Source organism: Undibacterium hunanense, from assembly GCF_014284335.1.
GTDB lineage: Bacteria > Pseudomonadota > Gammaproteobacteria > Burkholderiales > Burkholderiaceae_D > Undibacterium > Undibacterium hunanense.
Window position 1 is genome coordinate 615199 of record NZ_JACOGF010000001.1, and the last position, 22054, is coordinate 637252.

18 protein-coding genes are annotated in these 22054 nt (G+C 52.9%); 5 read left to right on the plus strand and 13 right to left on the minus strand.

Annotated features, from left to right (window positions below; translation table 11 throughout):
• Positions 1-5: 5 nt before the first annotated feature.
• Positions 6-1490 carry a 4-hydroxy-3-polyprenylbenzoate decarboxylase gene (gene ubiD, locus H8L32_RS02695; RefSeq protein ID WP_186945608.1) on the minus strand — a complete coding sequence of 495 codons (1485 nt, stop codon included), beginning with the start codon at positions 1488-1490 and terminating at the stop codon, positions 6-8.
• A gap of 488 nt (positions 1491-1978) precedes the next feature.
• Here ubiD and H8L32_RS02700 point away from each other — a divergent pair, with 488 nt between their 5' ends.
• On the plus strand, positions 1979-2902 hold the full coding sequence (locus H8L32_RS02700; RefSeq protein ID WP_186945609.1) for a transglycosylase SLT domain-containing protein: 924 nt from the start codon (positions 1979-1981) through the stop codon (positions 2900-2902).
• A 96-nt stretch (positions 2903-2998) separates the two neighbouring features.
• On the opposite strand, the gene H8L32_RS02705 is transcribed toward H8L32_RS02700, so the two are convergent.
• The 6 genes from H8L32_RS02705 to H8L32_RS02730 all read right to left on the minus strand — a co-directional run bounded on the left by H8L32_RS02705 (position 2999) and on the right by H8L32_RS02730 (position 8560).
• Positions 2999-4165, minus strand: coding sequence for a pyridoxal phosphate-dependent aminotransferase (locus H8L32_RS02705; RefSeq protein ID WP_186945610.1), 1167 nt, complete (start codon positions 4163-4165; stop codon positions 2999-3001).
• A gap of 103 nt (positions 4166-4268) precedes the next feature.
• Positions 4269-4733, minus strand: a complete 465-nt coding sequence (gene nusB, locus H8L32_RS02710; RefSeq protein ID WP_186945611.1) for a transcription antitermination factor NusB — start codon at positions 4731-4733, stop codon at positions 4269-4271.
• Positions 4734-4780: 47 nt separating this feature from the next.
• Positions 4781-5278 carry a 6,7-dimethyl-8-ribityllumazine synthase gene (gene ribH / locus H8L32_RS02715; RefSeq protein ID WP_186945612.1) on the minus strand — a complete coding sequence of 166 codons (498 nt, stop codon included), beginning with the start codon at positions 5276-5278 and terminating at the stop codon, positions 4781-4783.
• Between the two features lie 94 nt (positions 5279-5372).
• A complete protein-coding gene (ribBA, locus tag H8L32_RS02720) occupies positions 5373-6494 on the minus strand; it encodes a bifunctional 3,4-dihydroxy-2-butanone-4-phosphate synthase/GTP cyclohydrolase II (protein ID WP_186945613.1) in 1122 nt (373 codons plus the stop codon).
• Between the two features lie 177 nt (positions 6495-6671).
• Positions 6672-7574, minus strand: coding sequence for a PhzF family phenazine biosynthesis protein (locus H8L32_RS02725; protein WP_186945614.1), 903 nt, complete (start codon positions 7572-7574; stop codon positions 6672-6674).
• Positions 7571-8560 carry an XdhC family protein gene (locus H8L32_RS02730; protein WP_186945615.1) on the minus strand — a complete coding sequence of 330 codons (990 nt, stop codon included), beginning with the start codon at positions 8558-8560 and terminating at the stop codon, positions 7571-7573. Before H8L32_RS02730 ends, H8L32_RS02725 begins: the two co-directional genes overlap by 4 nt.
• Positions 8561-8748: 188 nt before the next feature.
• Here H8L32_RS02730 and H8L32_RS02735 point away from each other — a divergent pair, with 188 nt between their 5' ends.
• Positions 8749-10224: a peptide MFS transporter gene (locus H8L32_RS02735; protein WP_186945616.1), complete on the plus strand. Its 1476-nt coding sequence runs from the start codon at positions 8749-8751 to the stop codon at positions 10222-10224.
• Positions 10225-10228: 4 nt separating this feature from the next.
• On the opposite strand, the gene H8L32_RS02740 is transcribed toward H8L32_RS02735, so the two are convergent.
• Positions 10229-11113, minus strand: coding sequence for a DUF1653 domain-containing protein (locus H8L32_RS02740; protein WP_186945617.1), 885 nt, complete (start codon positions 11111-11113; stop codon positions 10229-10231).
• Between the two features lie 290 nt (positions 11114-11403).
• On the opposite strand from H8L32_RS02740, the gene H8L32_RS02745 reads away from it, so the two are divergent.
• The 3 genes from H8L32_RS02745 (at position 11404) to H8L32_RS02755 (ending at position 15550) form a co-directional block, all read left to right on the plus strand.
• The gene (locus H8L32_RS02745; RefSeq protein WP_186945618.1) at positions 11404-12693 is read left to right on the plus strand and encodes an MFS transporter; all 1290 of its coding nucleotides are present in this window, start codon (positions 11404-11406) and stop codon (positions 12691-12693) included.
• A 171-nt stretch (positions 12694-12864) separates the two neighbouring features.
• Positions 12865-15117, plus strand: a complete 2253-nt coding sequence (locus H8L32_RS02750; protein ID WP_186945619.1) for an OPT family oligopeptide transporter — start codon at positions 12865-12867, stop codon at positions 15115-15117.
• Between the two features lie 163 nt (positions 15118-15280).
• A complete protein-coding gene (locus H8L32_RS02755) occupies positions 15281-15550 on the plus strand; it encodes a hypothetical protein (RefSeq protein WP_186945620.1) in 270 nt (89 codons plus the stop codon).
• Between the two features lie 77 nt (positions 15551-15627).
• Here H8L32_RS02755 and flgL read toward each other — a convergent pair whose 3' ends face one another.
• From flgL to H8L32_RS02780, 5 genes are all read right to left on the minus strand, one after another.
• Positions 15628-16854 carry a flagellar hook-associated protein FlgL gene (gene flgL / locus H8L32_RS02760; RefSeq protein WP_186945621.1) on the minus strand — a complete coding sequence of 409 codons (1227 nt, stop codon included), beginning with the start codon at positions 16852-16854 and terminating at the stop codon, positions 15628-15630.
• Between the two features lie 8 nt (positions 16855-16862).
• The gene (gene flgK / locus H8L32_RS02765) at positions 16863-19121 is read right to left on the minus strand and encodes a flagellar hook-associated protein FlgK (protein ID WP_186945622.1); all 2259 of its coding nucleotides are present in this window, start codon (positions 19119-19121) and stop codon (positions 16863-16865) included.
• A 176-nt stretch (positions 19122-19297) separates the two neighbouring features.
• Complete coding sequence (gene flgJ / locus H8L32_RS02770; RefSeq protein WP_186945623.1) at positions 19298-20215, minus strand: flagellar assembly peptidoglycan hydrolase FlgJ; 918 nt, start codon at positions 20213-20215, stop codon at positions 19298-19300.
• A 9-nt stretch (positions 20216-20224) separates the two neighbouring features.
• A complete protein-coding gene (locus H8L32_RS02775) occupies positions 20225-21295 on the minus strand; it encodes a flagellar basal body P-ring protein FlgI (protein WP_230412042.1) in 1071 nt (356 codons plus the stop codon).
• A 77-nt stretch (positions 21296-21372) separates the two neighbouring features.
• Positions 21373-22047, minus strand: a complete 675-nt coding sequence (locus H8L32_RS02780; RefSeq protein ID WP_186945625.1) for a flagellar basal body L-ring protein FlgH — start codon at positions 22045-22047, stop codon at positions 21373-21375.
• Positions 22048-22054: the final 7 nt, after the last annotated feature.

Below are 22054 nucleotides of genomic sequence, written 5' to 3' on the forward strand. Positions count from 1 at the left end.
GGAGATCACAAGCCCAGTTCTTGCCAGATCTGGTCCACCTTCGCCTTCACTTCTGGCGTCATTTGTATGGTGGTACCCCATTCACGACTGGTTTCGCCCGGCCATTTATTGGTTGCGTCTATGCCCATCTTGCTGCCCAGGCCACTGACTGGCGAGGCAAAATCGAGGTAATCGATAGGCGTATTATCTACCAGCGTGGTATCACGCAAGGGGTCAACACGGGTGGTAATTGCCCAGATGACTTCTTTCCAGTCACGGATATTGACATCGTCATCGACTACCACGATGAACTTGGTATACATGAACTGACGTAAAAAGCTCCAGACACCAAACATCACGCGCTTGGCATGGCCGGCATAAGCTTTTTTCATCTGTACCACGGCCATGCGGTAGCTGCAGCCTTCCGGTGGCAAATAGAAATCCGTGATTTCGCTGAACTGCTTCTGCAGCAAAGGAATGAAGACTTCATTCAGGGCCACACCCAGCACCGCCGGTTCATCTGGCGGCTTGCCTGTATACGTAGAGTGATAAATCGGATCACGCCGCATGGTAATGCGGTCTATAGTAAACACGGGGAACCAGTCCTGCTCATTGTAATAGCCGGTATGGTCGCCATACGGGCCTTCCAACGCATGTTCATAGCCAGTGGGATGATTGGCATCCGGATAGATATGCCCTTCCAGCACAATTTCTGCGGATGCCGGCACACGCAACTCGCTACCTATGGCTTTGACCAGCTCGGTACGGCTGCCACGCAAGAGACCGGCGAACTGGTATTCAGACAAACTGTCTGGCACCGGCGTCACCGCACCTAATATAGTAGCCGGATCGGCACCCAGGGCAACCGCGATGGGATAAGGCTGCCCCTTATTGACGATGCCATGCTCACGAAAATCCAGTGCACCGCCGCGATGGGCAAGCCAGCGCATGATGACTTTATTACGTCCCAATACCTGCTGCCTGTATATACCCAGATTTTGACGTTTCTTATTAGGACCTTTAGTAATGACCAGACCCCATGTAATCAAGGGCGCGATATCGCCAGGCCAGCAATGCTGTATCGGCAAGCGCGCAAGATCAACATCATTGCCTTCCCAGACAATTTCCTGGCATTTGGCACCGCGCAATTCTTTCGGCGACATGTCCCAGACTGCTTTGACCAGTGAACCCAGACCCAGTATTTCCTTGAAACCTTTGGGTGGTTCCGGCTCTTTCAGGGCAGACAGCACATGCCCTATCTGGCGCAATTCACTCAGGTTTTCTGCCCCCATGCCAAGGGCAACGCGGCGCGTGGTACCAAACAGATTGCCCAGCACTGGTATGGTATGGCCAGTTGGTTTGCTGAATAAAAGAGCAGGGCCTTCTGCCCGCAAAGTGCGGTCGCAAATTTCTGTCATCTCCAAGTAAGGTGAAACTGGCAAATCGACCCGCTTAAGTTCGTTTTTTTCTTGCAATTGAGAAATAAAATCTCTCAAATCAGAATATTTCATCATTTTTCGCTTTTTTGTATCTCTACACTAGGAACACTAGCATTTTCGGCCAAGTGCTTGATTTTATTGAACTTTGCTGCGATGCAGCACATTTCATCAGACATAAAAGTAATTAAAATTCATTTTGATAGTGTTGACTTGATATAAAACCGCCCCTACAATTCGCCCAACTTGATGAAGAGGTTAATGACTTCCGCCACTTTCAATACGAAGAAAGTTTCGCCAAACGGTAACATCATTCAAGGGGATCGGGCCCCACATAACATTGTAAGGATTGTTTTCAAAAGGCGTCTGCCTTATCCCGAAAATAGTTGTTTGTCACTGGACACACCATGAACAGGTCCGACTGACCTGATTTGACAAACGGCTCCGGCGTCTTGCGATCACGCACTGTGACGAAGACGATGTTTCTGATTCGCGGTAGTAAGTAATTCACGTTTGGCTTTTAAGTAAGTTGAATGACGCATCGCGGAGATTCAGGAGGTAACATGTTTCAACGTTTTATTTTAGCAGTACAAAGAAGCAGTATCGCTTCCACAGACAAGCGTCAGACGCTTTCTCTGGTAGCACGTGACACAACAAATGGTTTTATCACTATCGTTCGCCAATTGTTTATGATGTCTGGCGTTATTGCCATGACAGTATTGGCGATGATGTTTATCAAACCGGAACTGACTGACAAATTCAAAGATCTGTCCCCTTACGCAGAAGCGGAAGAGGCAGCAGTTGCACCGGTACCGGCTCCTAATATTGCCGCCCTGATGCATGAACCAGGCAAGGCAGCAGGCAGCCCTTACCAACAAGCCGGGATGTCTGAAGAAGACTCCAAAATGCTGGGCAGCCAACGTCAGCAACAATGGGTCACCAACTGGCTGGCAAAACGCTATCGCATAGCCAACGATGCCACCAATATGCTGGTATCTGCCGCTTATCTGACAGCCAAGGAAATCAAGCTTGATCCTTTGCTGATTCTGTCTGTTATGGCGATAGAATCCGGTCTGAATCCGTTTGCGGAAAGCCCGGTCGGCGCACAGGGTCTGATGCAGGTCATGTCCAAGGTTCACCATGACAAGTTCCAGGAAATGGGTGGCGTCAAAGCAGCCCTGAATCCAGTTGCCAATATCAAGGTCGGCGCTTTGATCCTGAAAGACTATGTCACCCGTGCCGGTTCTGTCGAAGCGGGGCTGAAGATGTATGTCGGCGCTGCCGATGCAGAAAATGACTCTGGCTATGGTTCTCGCGTCCTGACTGAGTACAAACGTCTGAAAGACGTTTCTGCTGGCAAGAACGTACCTACCGTGTTCAACGCACCGGCTCCTGTAGCCCGTCCGATTGAAGCTATTGCCAAACCGGAAGCAACAGAAATCAAGGCACCTGTGGAAGCGAAAAAAGACCAGGTCGCCACGCTGTAATCCAGACAGGATTTATTGCAGCACACCTCTTCAAGTATAAAAATGCCGTCAGCGTGAAAATGCTGGCGGCATTTTTATTTGGCTATCCGCCCTGCGCTACTTCCTGACCAGGAATTTCTTCAGGCGCGCGACGGCTTCCTGCAGGTTTTCCAAAGAATTGGCATACGAAATTCTGACATGGGTATGCGCCGTCGCCGGACCAAAATCCAGGCCGGGCACAATCACCACCCCTGCCTCATTCAGCGCCTGACGTGCAAATGCATCTGCGTCATCTGAAAACGCCGAACAATCAGCATATACATAGAACGCGCCGTCAGGGGTAACCGGCACACCAAAGCCCAGTTCACGCAAGGCGGGCACGATATAGTCGCGCCTGCGCTTGAATTCTGCCTTGCGTTCTTCATAGATAGCGATGGTGGCTGGTTCAAAACAGGCCAGTGCTGCATATTGCGCCACCGATGAAGGGCAGATGAACAGGTTCTGTGCGAGCTTTTCCAATTGCGGCACGATTCTTTCCGGCACCACCAGCCAGCCCAGACGCCAGCCTGTCATATTGAAGTACTTGCTGAAGCTGTTGATGACTACGACATCATCATCGAGTGACAGGGCAGAAAACGGCGCGTCGTCATAGGACAGGCGCTGGTAGATTTCATCAACGATGGTAAAACCACCCAGTTCCTTGACGCTTGCCACGATTTTCTTCAGTTCAGCATGTTCAATCGAGGTGCCGGTAGGATTCGACGGTGATGCCAGCAAGACACCGCTGCTTTGCGCATCCCAATGCTGGCGTACGATGGCTTCCGTCAACTGAAAGCGATGTGCGGCACCACTGGCGATTAATTTGGCCTTGCCTTCAAAGGCCGCCACGAAATGGCGATTGCAGGGATAGCAGGGATCAGGCATCAACACTTCCCTGCCCGGCTCGACCAGGGCAGCACATGCCAGCAACAAGGCGGCAGAGGCACCGGCAGTCACAATAATACGGCTGGCCGGCACCTGTATGCCATAGTTACGCAGGTAATCATCGGCAATAGCCTGGCGCAGCGCTGGCAAACCCAGTGCCGATGTATATTGCAAACGGCCATCGGCCATGGCCCTGGTGGCGGCATCGATGACAGGCTGCGGTGCAGTAAAGTCTGGCTCGCCTATCCCCATATGGATGAGGTGACGCCCCTGGGCTTCCAGCGCCGCTGCCATCTTCATGAGTTCCATCACATGGAAAGGGGCAATATTGTCGAGTCTGGAGGCAAGATGATTGTGCATGCAGTATCCTGAAAAAAACTTGTTGGTGCTGTATTTATAAAAAAACCGTCTTATTCTTGAAGAAATAAGACGGCATTCACTCTATACGATAGTGCTTTCGCGCTTATTTGCCGGCAGCAACCTCGGCAGCGCGCAATTTGGAGGCCAGTTTGTCCAGCACGCCATTCACATATTTATGACCATCCAGGCCGCCAAATGATTTGGTCAGCTCTACCGCTTCATTGATGACAACGCGATAAGGGATTTCAATATGATTCTTGAGCTCGTAAGCACCAATCAGCAAAGCGGCGTGTTCTATCGGTGACAGTTCGGCAATGCTGCGGTCAATAAGGGGAGCGATTTCTTCACGCAGGGCGATGGATTGCTTGATCGCGCCGTGCAGCAGAGAATCAAAATGCTCTCTGTCAGCCTTGTCAAAACCGTGGGCTTCACGGATGTGGGCTTCAATCGAACCCGAATCTTCATTGTTCAACAACCATTGATACAGGCCTTGCAAGGCAAATTCGCGCGCACGGTGACGTGGCGAGCGGGTTTTGCTTGGATTGGCATGTTGGGATTTATTATTCATATCTTCTCTTACATTTTTTAAAGCTGGGGTGATCGTCGCAAGAACGATCAGGCATCATAGTGCACGTCTTCTGTGGCTTCTGCCAGTTCTTCCAGTGCCAGGGTGAGATTGGCCATTTCTACGGCAACGCGGGCGGCATCACGGCCTTTTTCCTGCATGCGTACTTCTGCCTGCTCATCGTTTTCGGTGGTCAGAATGGCATTTGCAATCGGGATACCGGCATCCAGACCAACGCGGGTAATACCTGCGCCAGATTCATTCGATACCAGTTCAAAGTGGTAAGTTTCACCACGGATGACAGCACCCAGGGCGATCAGGGCATCAAACTGGTTGGTTTCTGCCAGTTTTTGCAGTGCCAGTGGCACTTCCAGTGCGCCTGGTACGGTCACATGCAGGATGTCTTCGTTCAATACACCCAGCAATGACAGTTCAGCCAGGCAGGCATCCAGCAAACCCTTGCCGACGTTTTCGTTAAAGCGCGCCTGTACGATACCGACACGTACACCTGCGCCATCCAGATTTGCTTCGTAATGTCCTACTGTCATGATGTTCTTTCTTGCGCTGTAGCGCTTGATAATTGATATGGGGATGAAGGCAGCATATCAGGCCAGCGGCTTCATCACCGGCCTTTCGCTCTCATCACGGTTTGTCAGAGCAAGGCTTGTCCAAATAACCAACAACTTCCAGATTAAATCCTGTCATGGATGGCATTTTGCGTGGATTGGCCAGCAATTTCATCTTGCCAACGCCCACATCCTTCAGAATCTGTGCGCCGATACCATAGTTGCGCAAATCCATGCGAGCAGCGCGGCTGGCGGGTTTCGTTTCTGGTGTATTGAGCGCCTTGAACTGGTCAAACATCTGCTCGGCGGTTTCTTCGCAATTGAGCAGGACGATCACGCCGGAATCCGATTTCTGGACGGCGGCCATGGCTGCTGCCACGTTCCAGGAGTGCGTGGTAGCCTGGCTTTCCAGCAAATCAAGTATCGAAACCGGCTGGTGCACACGCACCAGGGCCGCTTTTTCTGGCGTGATATCGCCATGCACCAGCGCCAGATGGGCAGAGCCGCTAGGCTTGTCACGGTAAACAATCGCCTTGAAGCTGCCATGCACGGTATGCATTTCACGCTCGGCAACACGGTCAACGATGCTTTCTGTCTGGCTGCGATAATGGATAAGATCAGCAATGGTGCCGATTTTCATGCCATGTTCACGGGCAAACTCGATCAGGTCAGGCAGACGGGCCATGGTGCCGTCATCCTTCATGATTTCGCAAATCACGGATGCCGGCGTCAGGCCAGCCAGTTCAGCCAGGTCACAACCAGCCTCGGTATGGCCGGCACGCATGAGCACACCGCCCCTTTGTGCCTTCAGCGGGAAAATATGTCCAGGCTGGACGATATCGGCCGCAGTAGATTTCTTGTCAACGGCGACCTGCACGGTACGGGCGCGGTCGGCAGCAGAGATACCGGTGGTAACACCCTCTGCCGCTTCGATGGATACGGTGAAATTGGTACCAAAAGAAGTACCATTGCGACTGGTCATCATGGCCAGGTTTAATTGTTCGCAACGCTCTTCAGTCAGTGTCAGGCAGATCAGGCCACGGCCAAACTTGGCCATGAAGTTGATGGCTTCGGCGGTGACGAATTCGGCGGCCATAATCAGGTCGCCTTCGTTTTCACGATCTTCTTCATCAACCAGTATCACCATGCGGCCAGCGCGCAATTCGGCAACGATTTCCTGGGTAGTAGACATGCTCATAGGGGGAATATCCTGAACCGGGCCACCAACGCAATGACAGAAGCAATTGGCGTTGTACCACGGAATTCTCAGTGCAAATGAATGAAGTCGCTATTTTAAAGGATTTACGTCTGCTCTTCCCGTGCTTATATTGATTTATACCGGATTTCTTGCCGATATATGCTGTTTGGCACAGGTTTATTCGATTTGCACCTGGCCCTGAGCGATTTCTATTACCCGGCCACCGACCCGTATGGCTTGATCTTTTGTCACTTCAAGGTGTAAGCGGCAAGGCCGCCCCATCTGCACGCCCTGGCTAATTACCATGCTGACCGGCACCACCTGCCCCTGCGCCATCCACCAGCCGCCCAGATTGGCGCAAGCAGAACCGGTGCCGGGGTCTTCGCCAAAACCACCATCCGAGCGCGCAAAGACATAACGCGCCGTGACCTGCCTGGGCTCCGGATTGGACTCTACAGGCTCATCAAAGGCAAACACATAGGCCATTCTGCGCCCCACCCGGTTGGCTGGCCAACTTGCCAGTTGCGCACTATCCGGCTGGGCTTTAGCCACAGCGGCGGCAGATTTCAGTGGCACCAGCAATTGTTCACTGCCGGTATTTACCCAGACCGGGGCAGACAGCAAATCCGTTTCCTGCAAGCCCAGCATGGCTGCTACCTGTGCAGGTGGCAGCTCACAAGGGCGGGTCTGCACCCCACCATGCTGTACTTCGCTACGATATGGTGCCACCAAAGTCCAGATACCCTGCTGATCCAGCGCCATGGGAATAAGACCAGCCTTACATTCCAGGGCGAACTGCGTGTCGCCAGCCTGCAATTGCTTCACCACATGGGCCGTGCCCAGGCTGGGATGACCGGCAAAAGCCATTTCCATGTCCGGCGTAAAAATACGCATCCTGGCGCTGGCACCAGCCTGTTCTGGCGGCAGGATAAAGCTGGTTTCCGACAAGTTGAATTGCCTTGCCAGTAATTGCATCTCGACATCTGTCAAGCCATCTGCCTGCTCAAAGACACACAGGGGGTTACCGCCAAACTGGCTTTCAGCAAAGACATTCACCAGGCGAAAAGCATAATTTCTCATGCCATGGCCGCCTTGGCATGGGCCACATTGACTTCTGCCGGCAACAGCACATTGTTTTTCACTGCGGTCAGTTCAGCCAGGATGGAGATGGCAATTTCAGCCGGTGTCTTGCTGCCTATATACAAACCTATGGGGCCGTGCAGTTTCAACAGATCGGCATCGCTCAGATCAAATTCCTTCAGTCTTTCCCTGCGTTTGGCATTGTTGACGCGGGAACCTATGGCACCGACATAGAAAGCCTCTGACTTCAGGGCTTCCATCAGGGCCAGATCGTCCAGTTTGGGATCATGCGTCAGTGCCACGACTGCACTGCGGCTGTCGAGCTGCATGTCGAGTATCAGATCATCCGGCATGGCGTGGACGAGTTTGACGCCATCGACATGCCAGCCATTGGTATATTCTTCGCGCGGATCACAAACGATCACCTGATAATCCATGCCCAGCGCAATACTGGCCAAAAAGCGCGATAACTGCCCGGCCCCGATGATCAGCAGCCGCCAGCGCGGTCCATGCACGGTCAAGAGCAGGTCTTCGGTTGCCACCAGTTGCTGTGATGGTGAAGCAGTCTCCAGCCTGACCTCGCCAGTATGCAGATCCAGTTGCCGGGACAACAATTCATGCTGTTCCAGCCTTTGCAACAATTCGCTGATACGGCTGCGGGCAGAAAGTGGCTCTATACATAACTGTATGGTACCGCCGCAGGGCAAGCCAAAACGGTGGGCTTCGTCAGCGGTGATGCCATAGGTGACCAGTTCCGGCAGTTCACGCACGATGCCTTCGCGCTGCACCCGTTCTATCAGGTCATCTTCTATACAGCCACCGGATACCGAACCGACCACCTGCCCATTACCGCCTATCGCCAGTGTCGCCCCTTCGGGTCTTGGGCTGGAGCCCCAGGTTTTGACGACCGTAACCAGTTCACAGGCCATGCCGGCACGTATCCAGGCGTCACAGGTTTTCAATACTTCCAGGTCAATACTATCCATTGCTTCACATTCAAAATTAAGGAGCTGCTTGCCGTGCCCATGCACACACGCAGCAACATACCAGAATCTCCCCTTACCTGCAGGCCGGCAGCCACAAGATATCTGTATGACATCCGCATGACATTTAGAGGACTTGGACGAGATTCTTTGCATTACAATGCCTGCAAACTTGACGCCCCGGAGGCCACTTGTCAACAATTAAACAAAGAATAGCAGCCATACCGGAAGGTGCTGGCGCCCTGTTTTTCATACAGATTTTCGCCACCCTCGGTTTCGCCGTACTGTATTCCACCCTGGTCTTGTATGCCACCAAGAAACTGAACTTCAGTACCAGAGATGCGACGGCCATCATGGGCGTGTTTGGCGCATTCAATTATGGCCTGCACCTGTTTGGCGGGTATCTGGCTGGCCGCTTCATCAGTAACCGTAACCTGTTTGTCGGCGGCATGGTGTTGCAAGTCGTCGGTTGTGCCACCATTTCTGTAGGCACGTCCAGCATGATGTACTGGGGCCTGGCTTTCTTCCTGACGGGCAGCGGCCTCAACGTCACCTGTCTGAACCTGATGCTGACTCAGCGTTTCAAACCGGAAGACAATCGTCGCGAAAGTGCCTTCCTGTGGAATTATGCCGGGATGAATCTGGGCTTTTTCATCGGCTTTACCGCAGCTGGTTATTATCAGTTACTGGAAGATTATTCCAGCCTGTTCATTTTTGCCACCATCGGCAATTTCATGGCCATCGTGCTGGCAGCCATCAACTGGCGCGTCCTGTCTGACCTGAACACGACGCTGCTGGATGCGACACCGCGCCAGTTCCGCTGGCGTTTTCTGGTGGGTCTGCTGGTCATGGCCGGCCTCGTCCCACTGGTCGAATTCATGTTACACAGGGCAGAAGGTACGGGTGATCTGGTGATGATAATCAGCGTCATCATTGGCCTGATGCTGACTGCCCTGACCGCCATCCACAGTGATGAGCGCGAGAGCAAAAACATGTGCGCCTATCTCGTGCTGACCCTGGGTTCACTGGTATTCTGGACCTTGTACCAGATGGCGCCCATGGGCTTGCAACTGTTCGCCGTCAACAATGTGGATCGCATGGTCTGGGGCTATGAAATTGCGCCGCAATGGATACAGAACATCAACAGCTTCGTCATCATGGTTGGCGGCCCGCTGATGGCCGTGTTGTTTGACAAGCTGCGCGCACGCGGCTGGAATATTGATGTCCCGCGCCAGTTCTCTGCCGCCCTGATCTTGATAGGCATCGCCTTTCTGGTACTGCCGCTGGGTATAAAAACGGCATCCATGAATGGCCTGGTCGCCTTCAAATGGATCTTCATCAGTTATCTGTTGCAAAGCCTGGCTGAATTGCTGATCTCACCTATCGGCTACGCCATGATAGGCAAGCTGGCGCCGCGCCAGTACCAGGGCGTGATGATGGGTACATGGATGCTGATGACCGGCACGGCATCCATCCTGTCCAGCAAATTCTCGGGCCTGATACCGGAAGCGACGGAAGGCCTGCCTTCGCTGACCAACCCTACCTATAATTACATCTTCTCGGTACTGGGCTGGGGCAGCGTTGGTGTTGGCATTGTTCTGGTCGTGCTGATCCCGGTATTGCGCAAGCTGATTACCGATGGGCCTGGCCAAACTGCAAGAGCCTGACGAGTTATTCAGCAATAGGCGTGAAGCGCTGCACTTTCACGCCATTGATTTCCAGCGTTTCAAAGAACACTGCCTTGGGCCGGGTCCAGACACTGCCATCATGTGAACGATAGACGATCACCGTGCTCAAGTCAGATTCCTGGGTTGCCTCGCAGACCAGTTCGTAGATACCGCCCTTGTAGTGACGATAGCGCTGTAGTGCGGCAGTCTTGTTGGTAGCTATACTTTTGCCAGCCTTTGCTGACACGGAGGGAATCACTTCAGCTATTGGCCCGGCACTTTGCTTTTTCAGGAAAGCAGGTACTTTGGCTGCTGTCAGCTTGTTCACATCTTGCAGCAGGCGCGGGTCTATGCCATTGAAGCCATAGCGCTCACCCAATTCGGAGGCGATCCGCAGCATGAGTTTGGAAGCCACTTCAGCATCTGCTTCCGCTCTGTGGGCCGAACCTTTAAAGCGTATGCCCAGTGACGATGCCAGCGGCCCCAGCGAATAACTGTTCAGTCCCGGAAACACACGCCGTGACAGTTTCACAGAACAGATGACACCATCGTAAGCAGGCCACAGCCCCAGGCGATCACTTTCTGCCAGCAAGAATTTCTCATCAAAACTGGCGTTATGGGCTGCCAGTGCGTCGCTGCCGATAAATTCCACCAATTCCGGTATGACTTCCGAAACGGGCGGGGCATGGTCCACCATGGATTGGGTAATGCCTGTCAATTCGGTAATAAAGTAGGGTATGCGCACACGGCAATTGATCAGGGATACATAGCGATCCACAATTTCACCACCGACAATACGCAAGGCAGCCACCTCGGTCACACGACCACCCTGCTCTGGCGTCATGCCCGAGGTTTCAAAGTCAATCATCACTACTGGTTTTTCAAACATCATTTTTTTCACTGGCGGGAACTAATCAATATCAATACAATCTATTTACAGGTCGCGTCAATAAAAACATGCGAAAGCGACCTCAGAGCCTGGAACTTATGCAGCAAGCTCTGGCTCTGGAAATTTCCAGTCCCCTGACATTATTCCTGATGACCATATTGTAAACGCTGGCCGATCCGGCACAGTCTTTCCATATTCTTTGTCATCCAACAGCATTTGGCATTTCTTCATGTGTGATGCATTCATCATGCACACAGCAATGAACAGACAGCACATTGTGTTTGTTAATTATGATAAATAAAATTTTTGATTTATTTTCCCTCTCCCAGCGGGATCTATTACGTGATCTGATCTATCGCCGTTTATGGACATCGATACTGATCAGTTCTTTCGGTGCCCAGGTCACCATGCTGGCATTGCCGCTGACGGCGGCCATATTGCTGCACGCCAGTCCTTCACAGATGGGCATACTGACCTTTATGGAAATAATGCCCTTCGTCTTGCTGTCACTGCCATCCGGTGTGCTGCTGGACCGGGTGCGCAAACTGCCGGTATATATCGTTGGTGAAATCACGATATCACTGGCGGTTGCCAGTGTGCCACTGGCATGGTGGCTGGGCTATCTGGGCATGACCTGGCTGTATGTGGTCGGTTTTTTGATAGGCATGGTCAATACCACCGCCGGTTCAGCCTCGCAAATCGTGCTGACGCAAATCGTGCCGCGTGACCGCCTGGTTGAAGCCCATGCCAAAAATGCCCTGGCCACCTCCGGCGCAGAAGTCGCCGGCCCGGCAACTGCAGGGGCGCTGATCAAACTGATGGGTGCACCGCTGGCCTTGCTGGCAGATGCCCTGCTACTGCTGACATCTGCAGTGATCTTACGTGGCATCCATATCAATGAAGTACGTATGCCGAGGGAAGACGCGCATTTCTGGCGTGACCTGAAGGCTGGCCTGTCCTTTGTCACCAACAAACCCTTGCTGATCGCACTGGCAATGACGGTCGGCGGCTGGCAACTTTGTTATAACGCCGCCCTGGTAGTGCAGATCTTGTTTGCCACCCGTGAACTGGGCCTGTCGGAACAGGCGGTTGGCCTGAGTTATATGGGCATGGGCATAGGTACCATTATTGCCAGCGTGTATGGCTATCGCATCAGCCGCCGCATTGGCCCTGGCCCCTGCATGGTGCTGGGAGTTGCCGTCTGCGGTGTGGGCTGGGGCTTGCTGGCACTGGCACCGGCCAATAACTGGGGTATCGCTGCCTTTGGTTTCATGCTGATGTGTTTTTCCATTGGTGGCGTATTGATTTTTATTAACTTTCTGGCATTGCGCCAGGCGGTAACGCCAGAGGCCATGCTGGGACGCATGACCAGCACCATGCGCTGGCTGATACTGATACCGGCCGGACCCGGCGCCCTGATCGGTGGCTGGATGGGCGAACATCTGGGCCTGCGTTATTCGCTGGGTTTTGCGGGTGCCTGTGCCCTGCTGCTGGCATATATTGCAGGCAAAAACCCGGTCATCCGTGGCATTACCGCCCTGCCAACGCTAAGTAAACAGGAAGAGATGCAGCAAGTGTGATCACGGCATTGCAAATTGACGAAGAAAAGCGAGATAATGCGCGATTATTTATGTTTTTTCATCGGGCTTTTCCGGGAGACGGAAAAGTCCGGTAATTCGCCAGGCTGAAAAAATATCCGCCTTTTTCTACCTCAATTTGACAACAATACAGGTACACCAATGCCAAAAGAAATGTCAGCCTCCAGTACCAAGCCGGGGTTTAAACCATATATCCCCGATTCGGCCCAACTACCCGAAATGACCGCACGCGCCCTGATCATGGGCGTGGTGCTGGGGATGATCTTCGGTGCGTCTTCACTTTACCTGGTGCTGAAAGTCGGCCTGACGGTCAGCGCCTCGATCCCGGTTGCAGTGATCGCCATTACCCTGTTCCGCCTAAGTAATAAACTGGGTGCAAAAGACGCCACCATTCTGGAAAACAGCATTACCCAGACTGCCGGTTCTGCCGGTGAATCGCTGGCTTTTGGCCTGGGTGTGACCATGCCAGCCATCCTGATTCTGGGTTTTGACCTGGAAATCTCGCGCGTGATGCTGGTCGGCTGCCTGGGTGGTCTGCTTGGCATCTTGCTCATGATCCCCATGCGCAGAACCATGATCGTGGAAAAACACGATGAGCTGAAATACCCGGAAGGCACAGCCTGTGCCGAGGTATTGAAAGCCGCCGCAACGGATTCATCCCGCGAAGCAGCCGGTGAAAAAAATAACCCGAACGCGCTGGATGATGCCAGCAAGCGTGCCGCCATCATCTTTGGCGGCTTTGGTATCGGCCTGCTGTATAAAATCGCCAACGTCGCACTGAAAGGCTGGAAAGATACGCCCGAAGTCGTGTTTGGTGCGCCGCTCAAAGGTGGCTCACTGGGTGCTGAAGTATCACCAGAATTGCTGGGCGTCGGTTACATCATCGGCCCGCGCATTGCTGCCGTCATGGCCGCAGGTGGCGTCATGTCTTACCTGTTGCTGATCCCCATGATCAAGTTCTTTGGTGACGCATTGAGCGTACCACTGGCGCCGGGTGTCAAGCTCATCAGCCAGATGAGCGCGCATGATGTGCGTGGTGCCTACATCCTTTACATCGGTGCCGGTGCGGTTGCTGCCGGTGGCCTGATCAGCCTGGTGCGTGCCATGCCAACCATCTGGCGCAGCCTGTCGGCCGGTTTGTCTGGCCTGGGCAAGGGTGCTGCTGCCGTTGCTGCACCAGTGCGTACTGATCAGGACATCCCCATGAAATGGGTGGTCATTGGTGCCTTGGCCATCATCGCCGTCATCACTTTCGCCACACCGCTGCACATGAATTTCCTGGGTGCCTTGCTGATCCTGGTATTCGGTTTCCTGTTTGCGACTGTATCTTCCCGCCTGACGGGTGAGATCGGTTCATCTTCCAATCCCATCTCTGGCATGACAGTGGCGACCCTGCTGTTCACCTGTCTGATCTTCCTGATCATGGGCTGGACCGGTGGTCAATACTATGTCACCGCCCTGTCTGTCGGCGCTATCGTCTGTATCGCTTCCAGTAATGCCGGTACCACCTCGCAGGATTTGAAAACAGGTTACATCGTCGGTTCCACGCCACGTCTGCAACAATATGCAATTCTGGCGGGCGCGTTTTCTTCTGCGCTGATCCTTGGTCCTATTCTGTTGAAACTGAATGATTCCGGTACCGTGTATGTACCAGCAGCCCAGGTGGCACCAGCACTGGTGACCGATGCGTCCAAACTGACCGACACTGCTCAATTGCAAGGCCCGCAGGCCGAAACAGACAAAGGCACATACAAGGTCTGGCACAAGAATGACAACGTTGGTGGCCCTGCCGGCAAATACTTTGTCGACAATGCCGGCAAAGCGGTGTATCTGGTTGACCCGGGCATCAATGGTGCTTACAACAAGCGCCCTGACGGTACTGAAGTCAAGAAATATGATGCACCAAAAGCCGTGCTGATGTCTTACATCATCAAGGGCATACTGGATCGTCAACTGCCATGGACTCTGGTTCTGTTTGGCGTGATGATTGCAGTCGTACTGGAAATGGCAGGCATACCATCGCTGGCCTTTGCAGTTGGCGTGTATTTGCCACTGTCCTCCTCTGCCCCGCTGTTTATCGGCGGCATGATACGTTGGGCGGTGGACCGTCGCAATAACAAGCTGGAACACAATCAGCATCTGAGCGAAGAAGAGAAACAGGCTGCCGGTGACCGCAGTTCCGGCGTGCTGCTGTCTTCCGGCTACATCGCTGGCGGCGCACTGGCAGGTATCGTGATTGCCTTTACCGCCGGTATCCTGACAGACTTCGACAAGAAAATAGGTGATTGGGCCACGGCCAATAATCCTTTCTTTGAAGGTGCCAATGCCGATGCGCTGTCACTGATCCCTTATGTACTGATCGCTTTTGCACTGTACTGGGTCGCCCGTGAAAAGAAAGCAGCCTGAAACTGATCATCATCAGGCAGGCTGTCAGCAGTAACTGATTTGCTTTGAAGAAAAAACAAGAGTCTGGTTGCCACGTGCAGCCAGACTCTTTTTTATTGACTATCCTGTGGCGAACGGTCCATAGGAAGTACAATATCCGTCAATAATTTATACTGGAACCACCATGTCAGCACCTCACACCGCCGTCGATTGCAAGAACCAGCCCGTAGTCGTCGGTGACATCGTTCGTATCATCAACCTGGACAAGCGCTTCATCAAGAGCTTCCCGGAAGATGAACGCATCCTGATTGAATCCATGATAGGTCAGTTCTTCAAGGTCATCGATCTGGATGAAGAAGGCCAGCCTTGCGTCATCCGCGAATGGCATGACGAACGCGGCATCATGCAGACCCATGTGATCGCGCTGGATTCGGAAGATATGGAAAAAATTTGAGCAGCCGTAGCTGCCCAAGTATTTGATTTACCCCGGAAGTTTGCTGAGGCGCGATGCCTCAGCCAGGGGTGCTGTTATCAGCGGATATAGTCAAACAGCGACAGACCGGATGTCTTGACAAATGACTGCTGCGCCGCCTGCAAGGTGGTTTGTTGCTGGTTCAGTTCGGTAATGGCCTTGGCATAATCCAGATCAAGCAAGGCTGACAGATCCTGCTTGTAGGCGACACTCTTGGCATCGCCCTCACTATCGAGGTCATCAATTTCTTTCAGACTCGTACCCAGTTGTGCACGCACAGTCAGCACATTATTGAGCGACTTGTCGATATTATTATTGCCCTGCGTCAGCGCCGCATTCAGGTCTTTTTTGGCCGCAACTGTATTGGCTGGTGTATTCAATGCATTGATGATGTCAGTCACTGTCTCAAACAGATTCTGATTGCCAGGCTGCACCGAAAACTTGTCACCAGGACCAGGTGCCACGACCGGCGGGCCACCAGAATCGGTGATTTTCAAATCGATACCATCCACCGTGACGGTTGATCCACTGACATAAGGCGTCAAGGGAACAACCACGGCACCCGTGGTTTTATTGGTGACAGTAAAAGACGTGCCCAGATTATCAAAGGCGACTTCATAATTATTGCCAGTCAAACTTCCCGATGTCGCCGTGTTGATCGTGGCAGCAGCCACCGCAGCACCAACATTGGAAGGATTGGACTGCACATTGAACTGTCCGGGGGACGTGCGGATATTTTCAAAAATTGCCGTACCGGCACCGCTCAATGGCAATTGTCTTGAGGTGTCCACCTGTAAATATCTCTGGCCCTGATCACCGTTATAAGTCGCCCCACCCAGTTTTTTGGTGTACGGTGCAACAGTGGTTGAAAAGCCGGAAAACAGGTAATTGCCAGTACCATCTGTGGAATTGGCCAATCCCATCAATTGATCCAGATTACCTTGCAGTTCTTGTGCAACATAACCGCGTTCTGCATCAGAGAACGTGCCGTTACCGGCTTGAACTATCAGTGACTTGATGTTATGCAGGGTGTCAGTCACATTCGACAACACACTCTCAGATACGCTGAGATTGTTTTTGGCACTCTGCCGGTTCGTCGCAAATTGGGTATTCAGCGAATCAGACTGAGAGATCACCAGCGCACGGGCCGATGCAATCGGGTCGTCTTCTGGTGTCAACACGCGCCTGCCAGCAGCAATTTGTTGCTGGGTTTTGTTCAAGCCAACCTGAAGATCGCTGATCCTGGCACCGCCAGATTCATAAATGGTACTTGTACTGATACGCATGATAGCCTCTATCTACCCAGTTGCAACAGGGAGTCAAACAATGTACTTGCGATTTGCATCAATTTGCCTGCCGCCTGGTAAGCCTGTTGGTAGCGCAGTAAATTCGTCGCTTCTTCATCCAGATTGACGCCCGATTCAGACTGCTGTGCGGTTACCGCCTGGGTCAACAACTTGGATTCTGAATCACTGGTGATTTTTAATTGCGCTGCCTTGTTGCCAACTGCACTGACAAACTGGGCGTAAGCGCCCTGGAAAGTCGTCGTGTTGCCACCCAGGGTATTTTGTGTCTGTATGCTGCTCAGCAAAACCGCATTGCGGTTATCGCCGGAACCATTGGTATTCGGAGCAACATCAAACACATCGCCATTTGCCGGATTACCCGACAATGAAAAACTGACGCCGTTATAACTGATCGTCGCACCGGTAGCATAAGGAATTGCCGTGCCCGCCGGATATGTCGTCGATGTGCCATTATTGGTGACCGTCACATTCGCCGTGGCCGGAAAGCCAGTCAGCGTATTGCCTGCAGAATTGAAGGTCAGTCTGGTCGCGGCCACCGGCAAGGCTGGGCCCAGGGTAAACGTGTCACCATTGGCAGGTGGAGCAGCACCATCACTGACAGCAAAACTCACGCCCTTGAAACTGATGGTCGCGCCACTGGTATAAGGCACAGTAGCTGGCGGTGGATAATTGGTCGTAACCGCACCCACCTTGACCGAAACTGTCGCCCCTGCGGGGAAACCGGAGATCGTGTTAGCAGGCGAAGCAAAGGTCAGTGTGACCGGCGTCGCCAGACTGCTACCGACATACGAATCATCCGTTTTGGCTGCGCTGATGGTTGCCGTTACAGAAGTGCTGCCAGATGCAACCAGAGAATCGGCAACACCAACACTAACCTTGCCCGTACCAGTATTGGTCGTTGGAAAAGATGTCGTCACCGGCGCTGCTGCTGCCAGTTTTGCCGGATCCTTGATGGCGATGGCGATGCTGGAACCACCAGCCGCAGTCGGTCTGATCAGGAATTCATCACCGGCATTTGGTGCTGCTGCCGCAGGTGGGGGTGCCAGCTGGAAATTCACCCCATCCATCTTCAACGGTAAAGTAGCTGAAGTCTGGGTTGCACCATCAGACAGGCGGGTAATTTTGTAGTTACCGCCGATAAACTGCAGGCGATAATCGCTGGTTGTCAGCGCGCTGGCATCGGTAATTGACGCATTGATGGCGGCGGTAGAGGTATTCAGTGCACTTGGTGTCGATATCGGTGCGCCTATCGTAAAGAAATCGCCACCGACTTGCCCATTCAAATCCACACCCAGCTTTTGCTGATTATTGAATTCTGTCGCCAGACCTATCGCGATACGCCCGATGGAATTGCGGGCAACATCCAGCGTGCTGGAACGGAAATCAAACAAACCGCCGAGCTTGCCACCGGCAAAACTGTCTTCTGGCAACAAAACAGAAGTGCCATTGGACACATACGACACTTCGGAACGGCTAGGGTCCGTCAAAGACTGGCTGACGGACAGTTGATTGACCGTGCTGCCCAATACCAATGGCTGACCATTGCCGATAAATACATTGTACTTGGCACCCTGTGGCACCACGCTGACCTTGGTCAGCTTGCTTAAATCAGTAATCAGTTGATCGCGCTGATCCAGCAAATCATTCGGGCCACTGCCATTGCCAGTCACGCCCTGGGCTTTTTCAATCACGTCATTCAGATTCGCCAGTTCCGTCGCGTAACTGTTGATGGAACCAACGACCGATGAAATCTGACCGTTTACATCAGACGAAATCTGGTCCAGCCTGCCCTGCAGGCTGTTCAGACGACCCGCCAGCGATTCACCCGCCGACAAAGCAGCCTGACGTGCTGCCGCACCGGCAGTACCATTCGGGCTGGACGCCAGATTCTGAAATGCCTTGAAAAAATCCTGCAAGGCAGGTGTCACACCGGCTGTAGGGTCAGCAACCAGGTTATTGATCGAACTGATTTGAGAATAATAGACATCAGCCTGATTCTTGGCAGACTGCGACGCATTGACCTGGCCAGCCAGGAAAGAATTGTATTGACGCTGTATCTGGGTAACCGAAACACCCTGTCCAATAAATGAACCGCCCAGATTCTGAGGCGCATTGGCGGCTTGCAAAACAACCTGGCGGTTATAACCTGGAGTTGATGCATTGGCAATATTATGCCCGGTCGTCGCTATACCCAGCTGCGCCGCAGCCAGGGCCGATTGCCCAATGCCAAAAATATTTGAACCCATAATTGAACCTGCTTTTTTGCTAAGTTAGCCGCCTGTGGCGTCTGATATTTACATGCGATCAGCCTGTGAAAGCGCCAAACCTTATGTCAACAAATACCAGCACACCTCGTGCCATCAATCATGTTTTCGGTGCGTTTCGCCAAAACTTTAATCTGATGCACTTTCACAGGGGCAACTTAAGTTGAAAGAGACTGCCTGATGATTTTTGTCAGCTTGTTGGCATACTCAGGATCAGTGGCGTACCCTGCTTTTTGCAAGCCGTAAGCAAAACTTGTTGCGTCTTTCGCGTTAGCCATGACATTTTCATAACGCGGATTTTTGGTGATCAATTTAGCATAATCCTTGAATGCATCAGCGTAAGTATCATAAGCCTTGAATTTCTCTACCCTGCGCTGGGCAACACCATTCACATACTCTGTTGTTACAGCATCAACAGTCTTACCTTTCCAGCCCTTGGTGGCTTTCATGCCAAATATATTATGACTGGCCGATCCGTCAGCAGTCTTGATCTCGCGACGGCCCCAGCCACTCTCCAGGGCAGCCTGACCCAGCATGAATTTGGCGGGAATGCCGGTTTCCTGGCTGGCCTGCTCTGCATGGGCAGCCAGTTTTTCCTGGAATTCGCGTACATGGCTAGGGCCGGTAAACGCGGTCTTGGGTGCGTTGGCTGGCTGTTGCTCAAATTTCAGATTATCAAGGTAGGAATTCAGGCCCTTAATGCTGCTGGCACTATTGGCACCACTGATACTGCTGACACTACCCGGCGTATCCGGCTCGAGCGCCTGGTTCATGGCATTGTTTGATAACTGCCTGACCAGCACTTCTGCCAGACCCACGCCTTTTTTGGCCATGGTCTGCGACAATTGCTGATCCAGCATGGATGTGTACATGCGACTTTGCTCATTGTCCATGGGGCCATCCTGGCCACCGGCCTGGCGCATGGACTTCAGCATCATGTTCATGAACAGGGCTTCAAACTGCTTGGCCGCACCTTTGATGGCTTCAGGTGAATTATTTCTCGCCGATTGCTTGAGTTCGTCCAGCGATTTGCTGTCGAACGCAGTTTTATCAGAGAAATCGGTACGGCCTATCATAGCGATTCCTTAGATGATTTCCAGATCGGCACGCAATGCGCCCGAGGCTTTGATGGCTTGCAGGATAGACAGCAGATCTTGCGGCGTCGCGCCAATGGCATTCAGGGCTTTCACGACTTCTGACAGCGAAACACCCGCCTTCAACATCAGCAACTGCCCGGGGTCCTTGGTGATGGTAACGGTAGAATTGGCGGTCGCAGCCGTCTGACCAGCAGCCAGTGCATTCGGCTGGCTCACCGCATTATCGGTATTGATGACGACCGACAGATTGCCATGCGCGACCGCACAGGTTTCCAGCGTCACCGCCTGGTTCATGACGATGGAACCAGTCCTCGCATTCAGGATCACTTTGGCTGCCATTTGTGCGGGAGTAACATCGATATTTTCCAGATTGCCCAAAAAGGACACCCGCTGATCCGTACTGGTTGGTGCCTTGACCTGGATGACACGGCCATCCATGGCGGCGGCGGTATCCGGACCAAAGCGGCGATTGATGGCATCGACCACGCGGCTGGCAGTAGAAAAATCGGATGTATTCAATTCCAACTGTATGGTCGCACCCTGCGCCACCGAATTCGGCACGGCGCGTTCTACCGTGGCCCCGCCAGAAATTTTACCCACACCCAAATGATTGACCTGGGCCTTGCTGCCATTGGCAGCAGCACCCACGCCACCGACCAGCACATTGCCCTGCGCCATGGCATAAATCTGGTTATCTGCACCTTTCAGCGGTGTCATCAGCAAGGTACCACCACGCAGGCTTTTTGCATTACCCATGGACGACACCGTGATATCCAGCGTCTGGCCTGGTTGTGCAAATGCCGGCAAGGATGTGGTCACCATCACTGCTGCCACATTCTTCAATTGCAGACTGGTGCCGACCGGAATGGTGACCCCCAGTTGCTGCAACATGCTGATGATGCTTTGCACCGTAAAAGGTGTTTGCGTAGTCTGGTCACCGCTGCCATCCAGGCCCACGACCAGACCATATCCCAGCAACTGATTCTGACGCACGCCCTGTATGCCGGCCAGGTCCTTGATGCGTTCGGCATGGGCTTGTGGCACCCATGCACTACTCATGACTCCCAGCACGATGCAGAGCGCCCTGATCCATCTGGAAGTTGAGAGATAATTCATAAACCGGTCCCTGTCTTTCACTATAAAGGAAGGAAACTGAGGAAGAACCGGGTGAGCATGGAATTCAACTCTGCCCTGTCCACATTCGATGTCGAACGGTATTCAAAACGTGCATCTGCCACCTGGGTAGAAGTAACCACATTACCAGCCGCTATCGTGGTCGGACTGACGACGCCAGAAAAGCGAACAAATTCTGCCCCCTTGTCGAACGCCAGTTGCTTCTCGCCGCTGACCAGCAAATTACCATTGGGCAGCACATCAATCACGGTCACGGCAATGGTGCCGGTAAAGTTATTGCTGGCGGCTTCAGCGCCTTTTTCGTCAAATTTGGTGGACGATGACGTCGCCAGGCCAGCCTGTGCAGTGGTCGTCGCTTTTACGCCGAATATGGTCGGTGCAGCAAAAGATGCCGCACCGGATTTGCTGCCGGATGCAGCCGCCGATTTTCCGGCAGAAGTTTTTTCGCTGATGGCAATCGTCAACACATCACCCACCATGCGCGCCTTGGAATCTTCATACAAGGGACGATACGTGGCTTGCTGGAAAATCGCCCCGTTGGCTTCCCGCATGGGCCTGGCTGTCTGTGCTGGCAATGTGGTTGGCTGATGTACGATCGGTGGCGGCGTGACTGCGCAGGCGGTCAACAGCAGCAACAGCGGCAGCGGCAGCAAAGTTAAAAATGTGAGATTTTTCATGATGCAC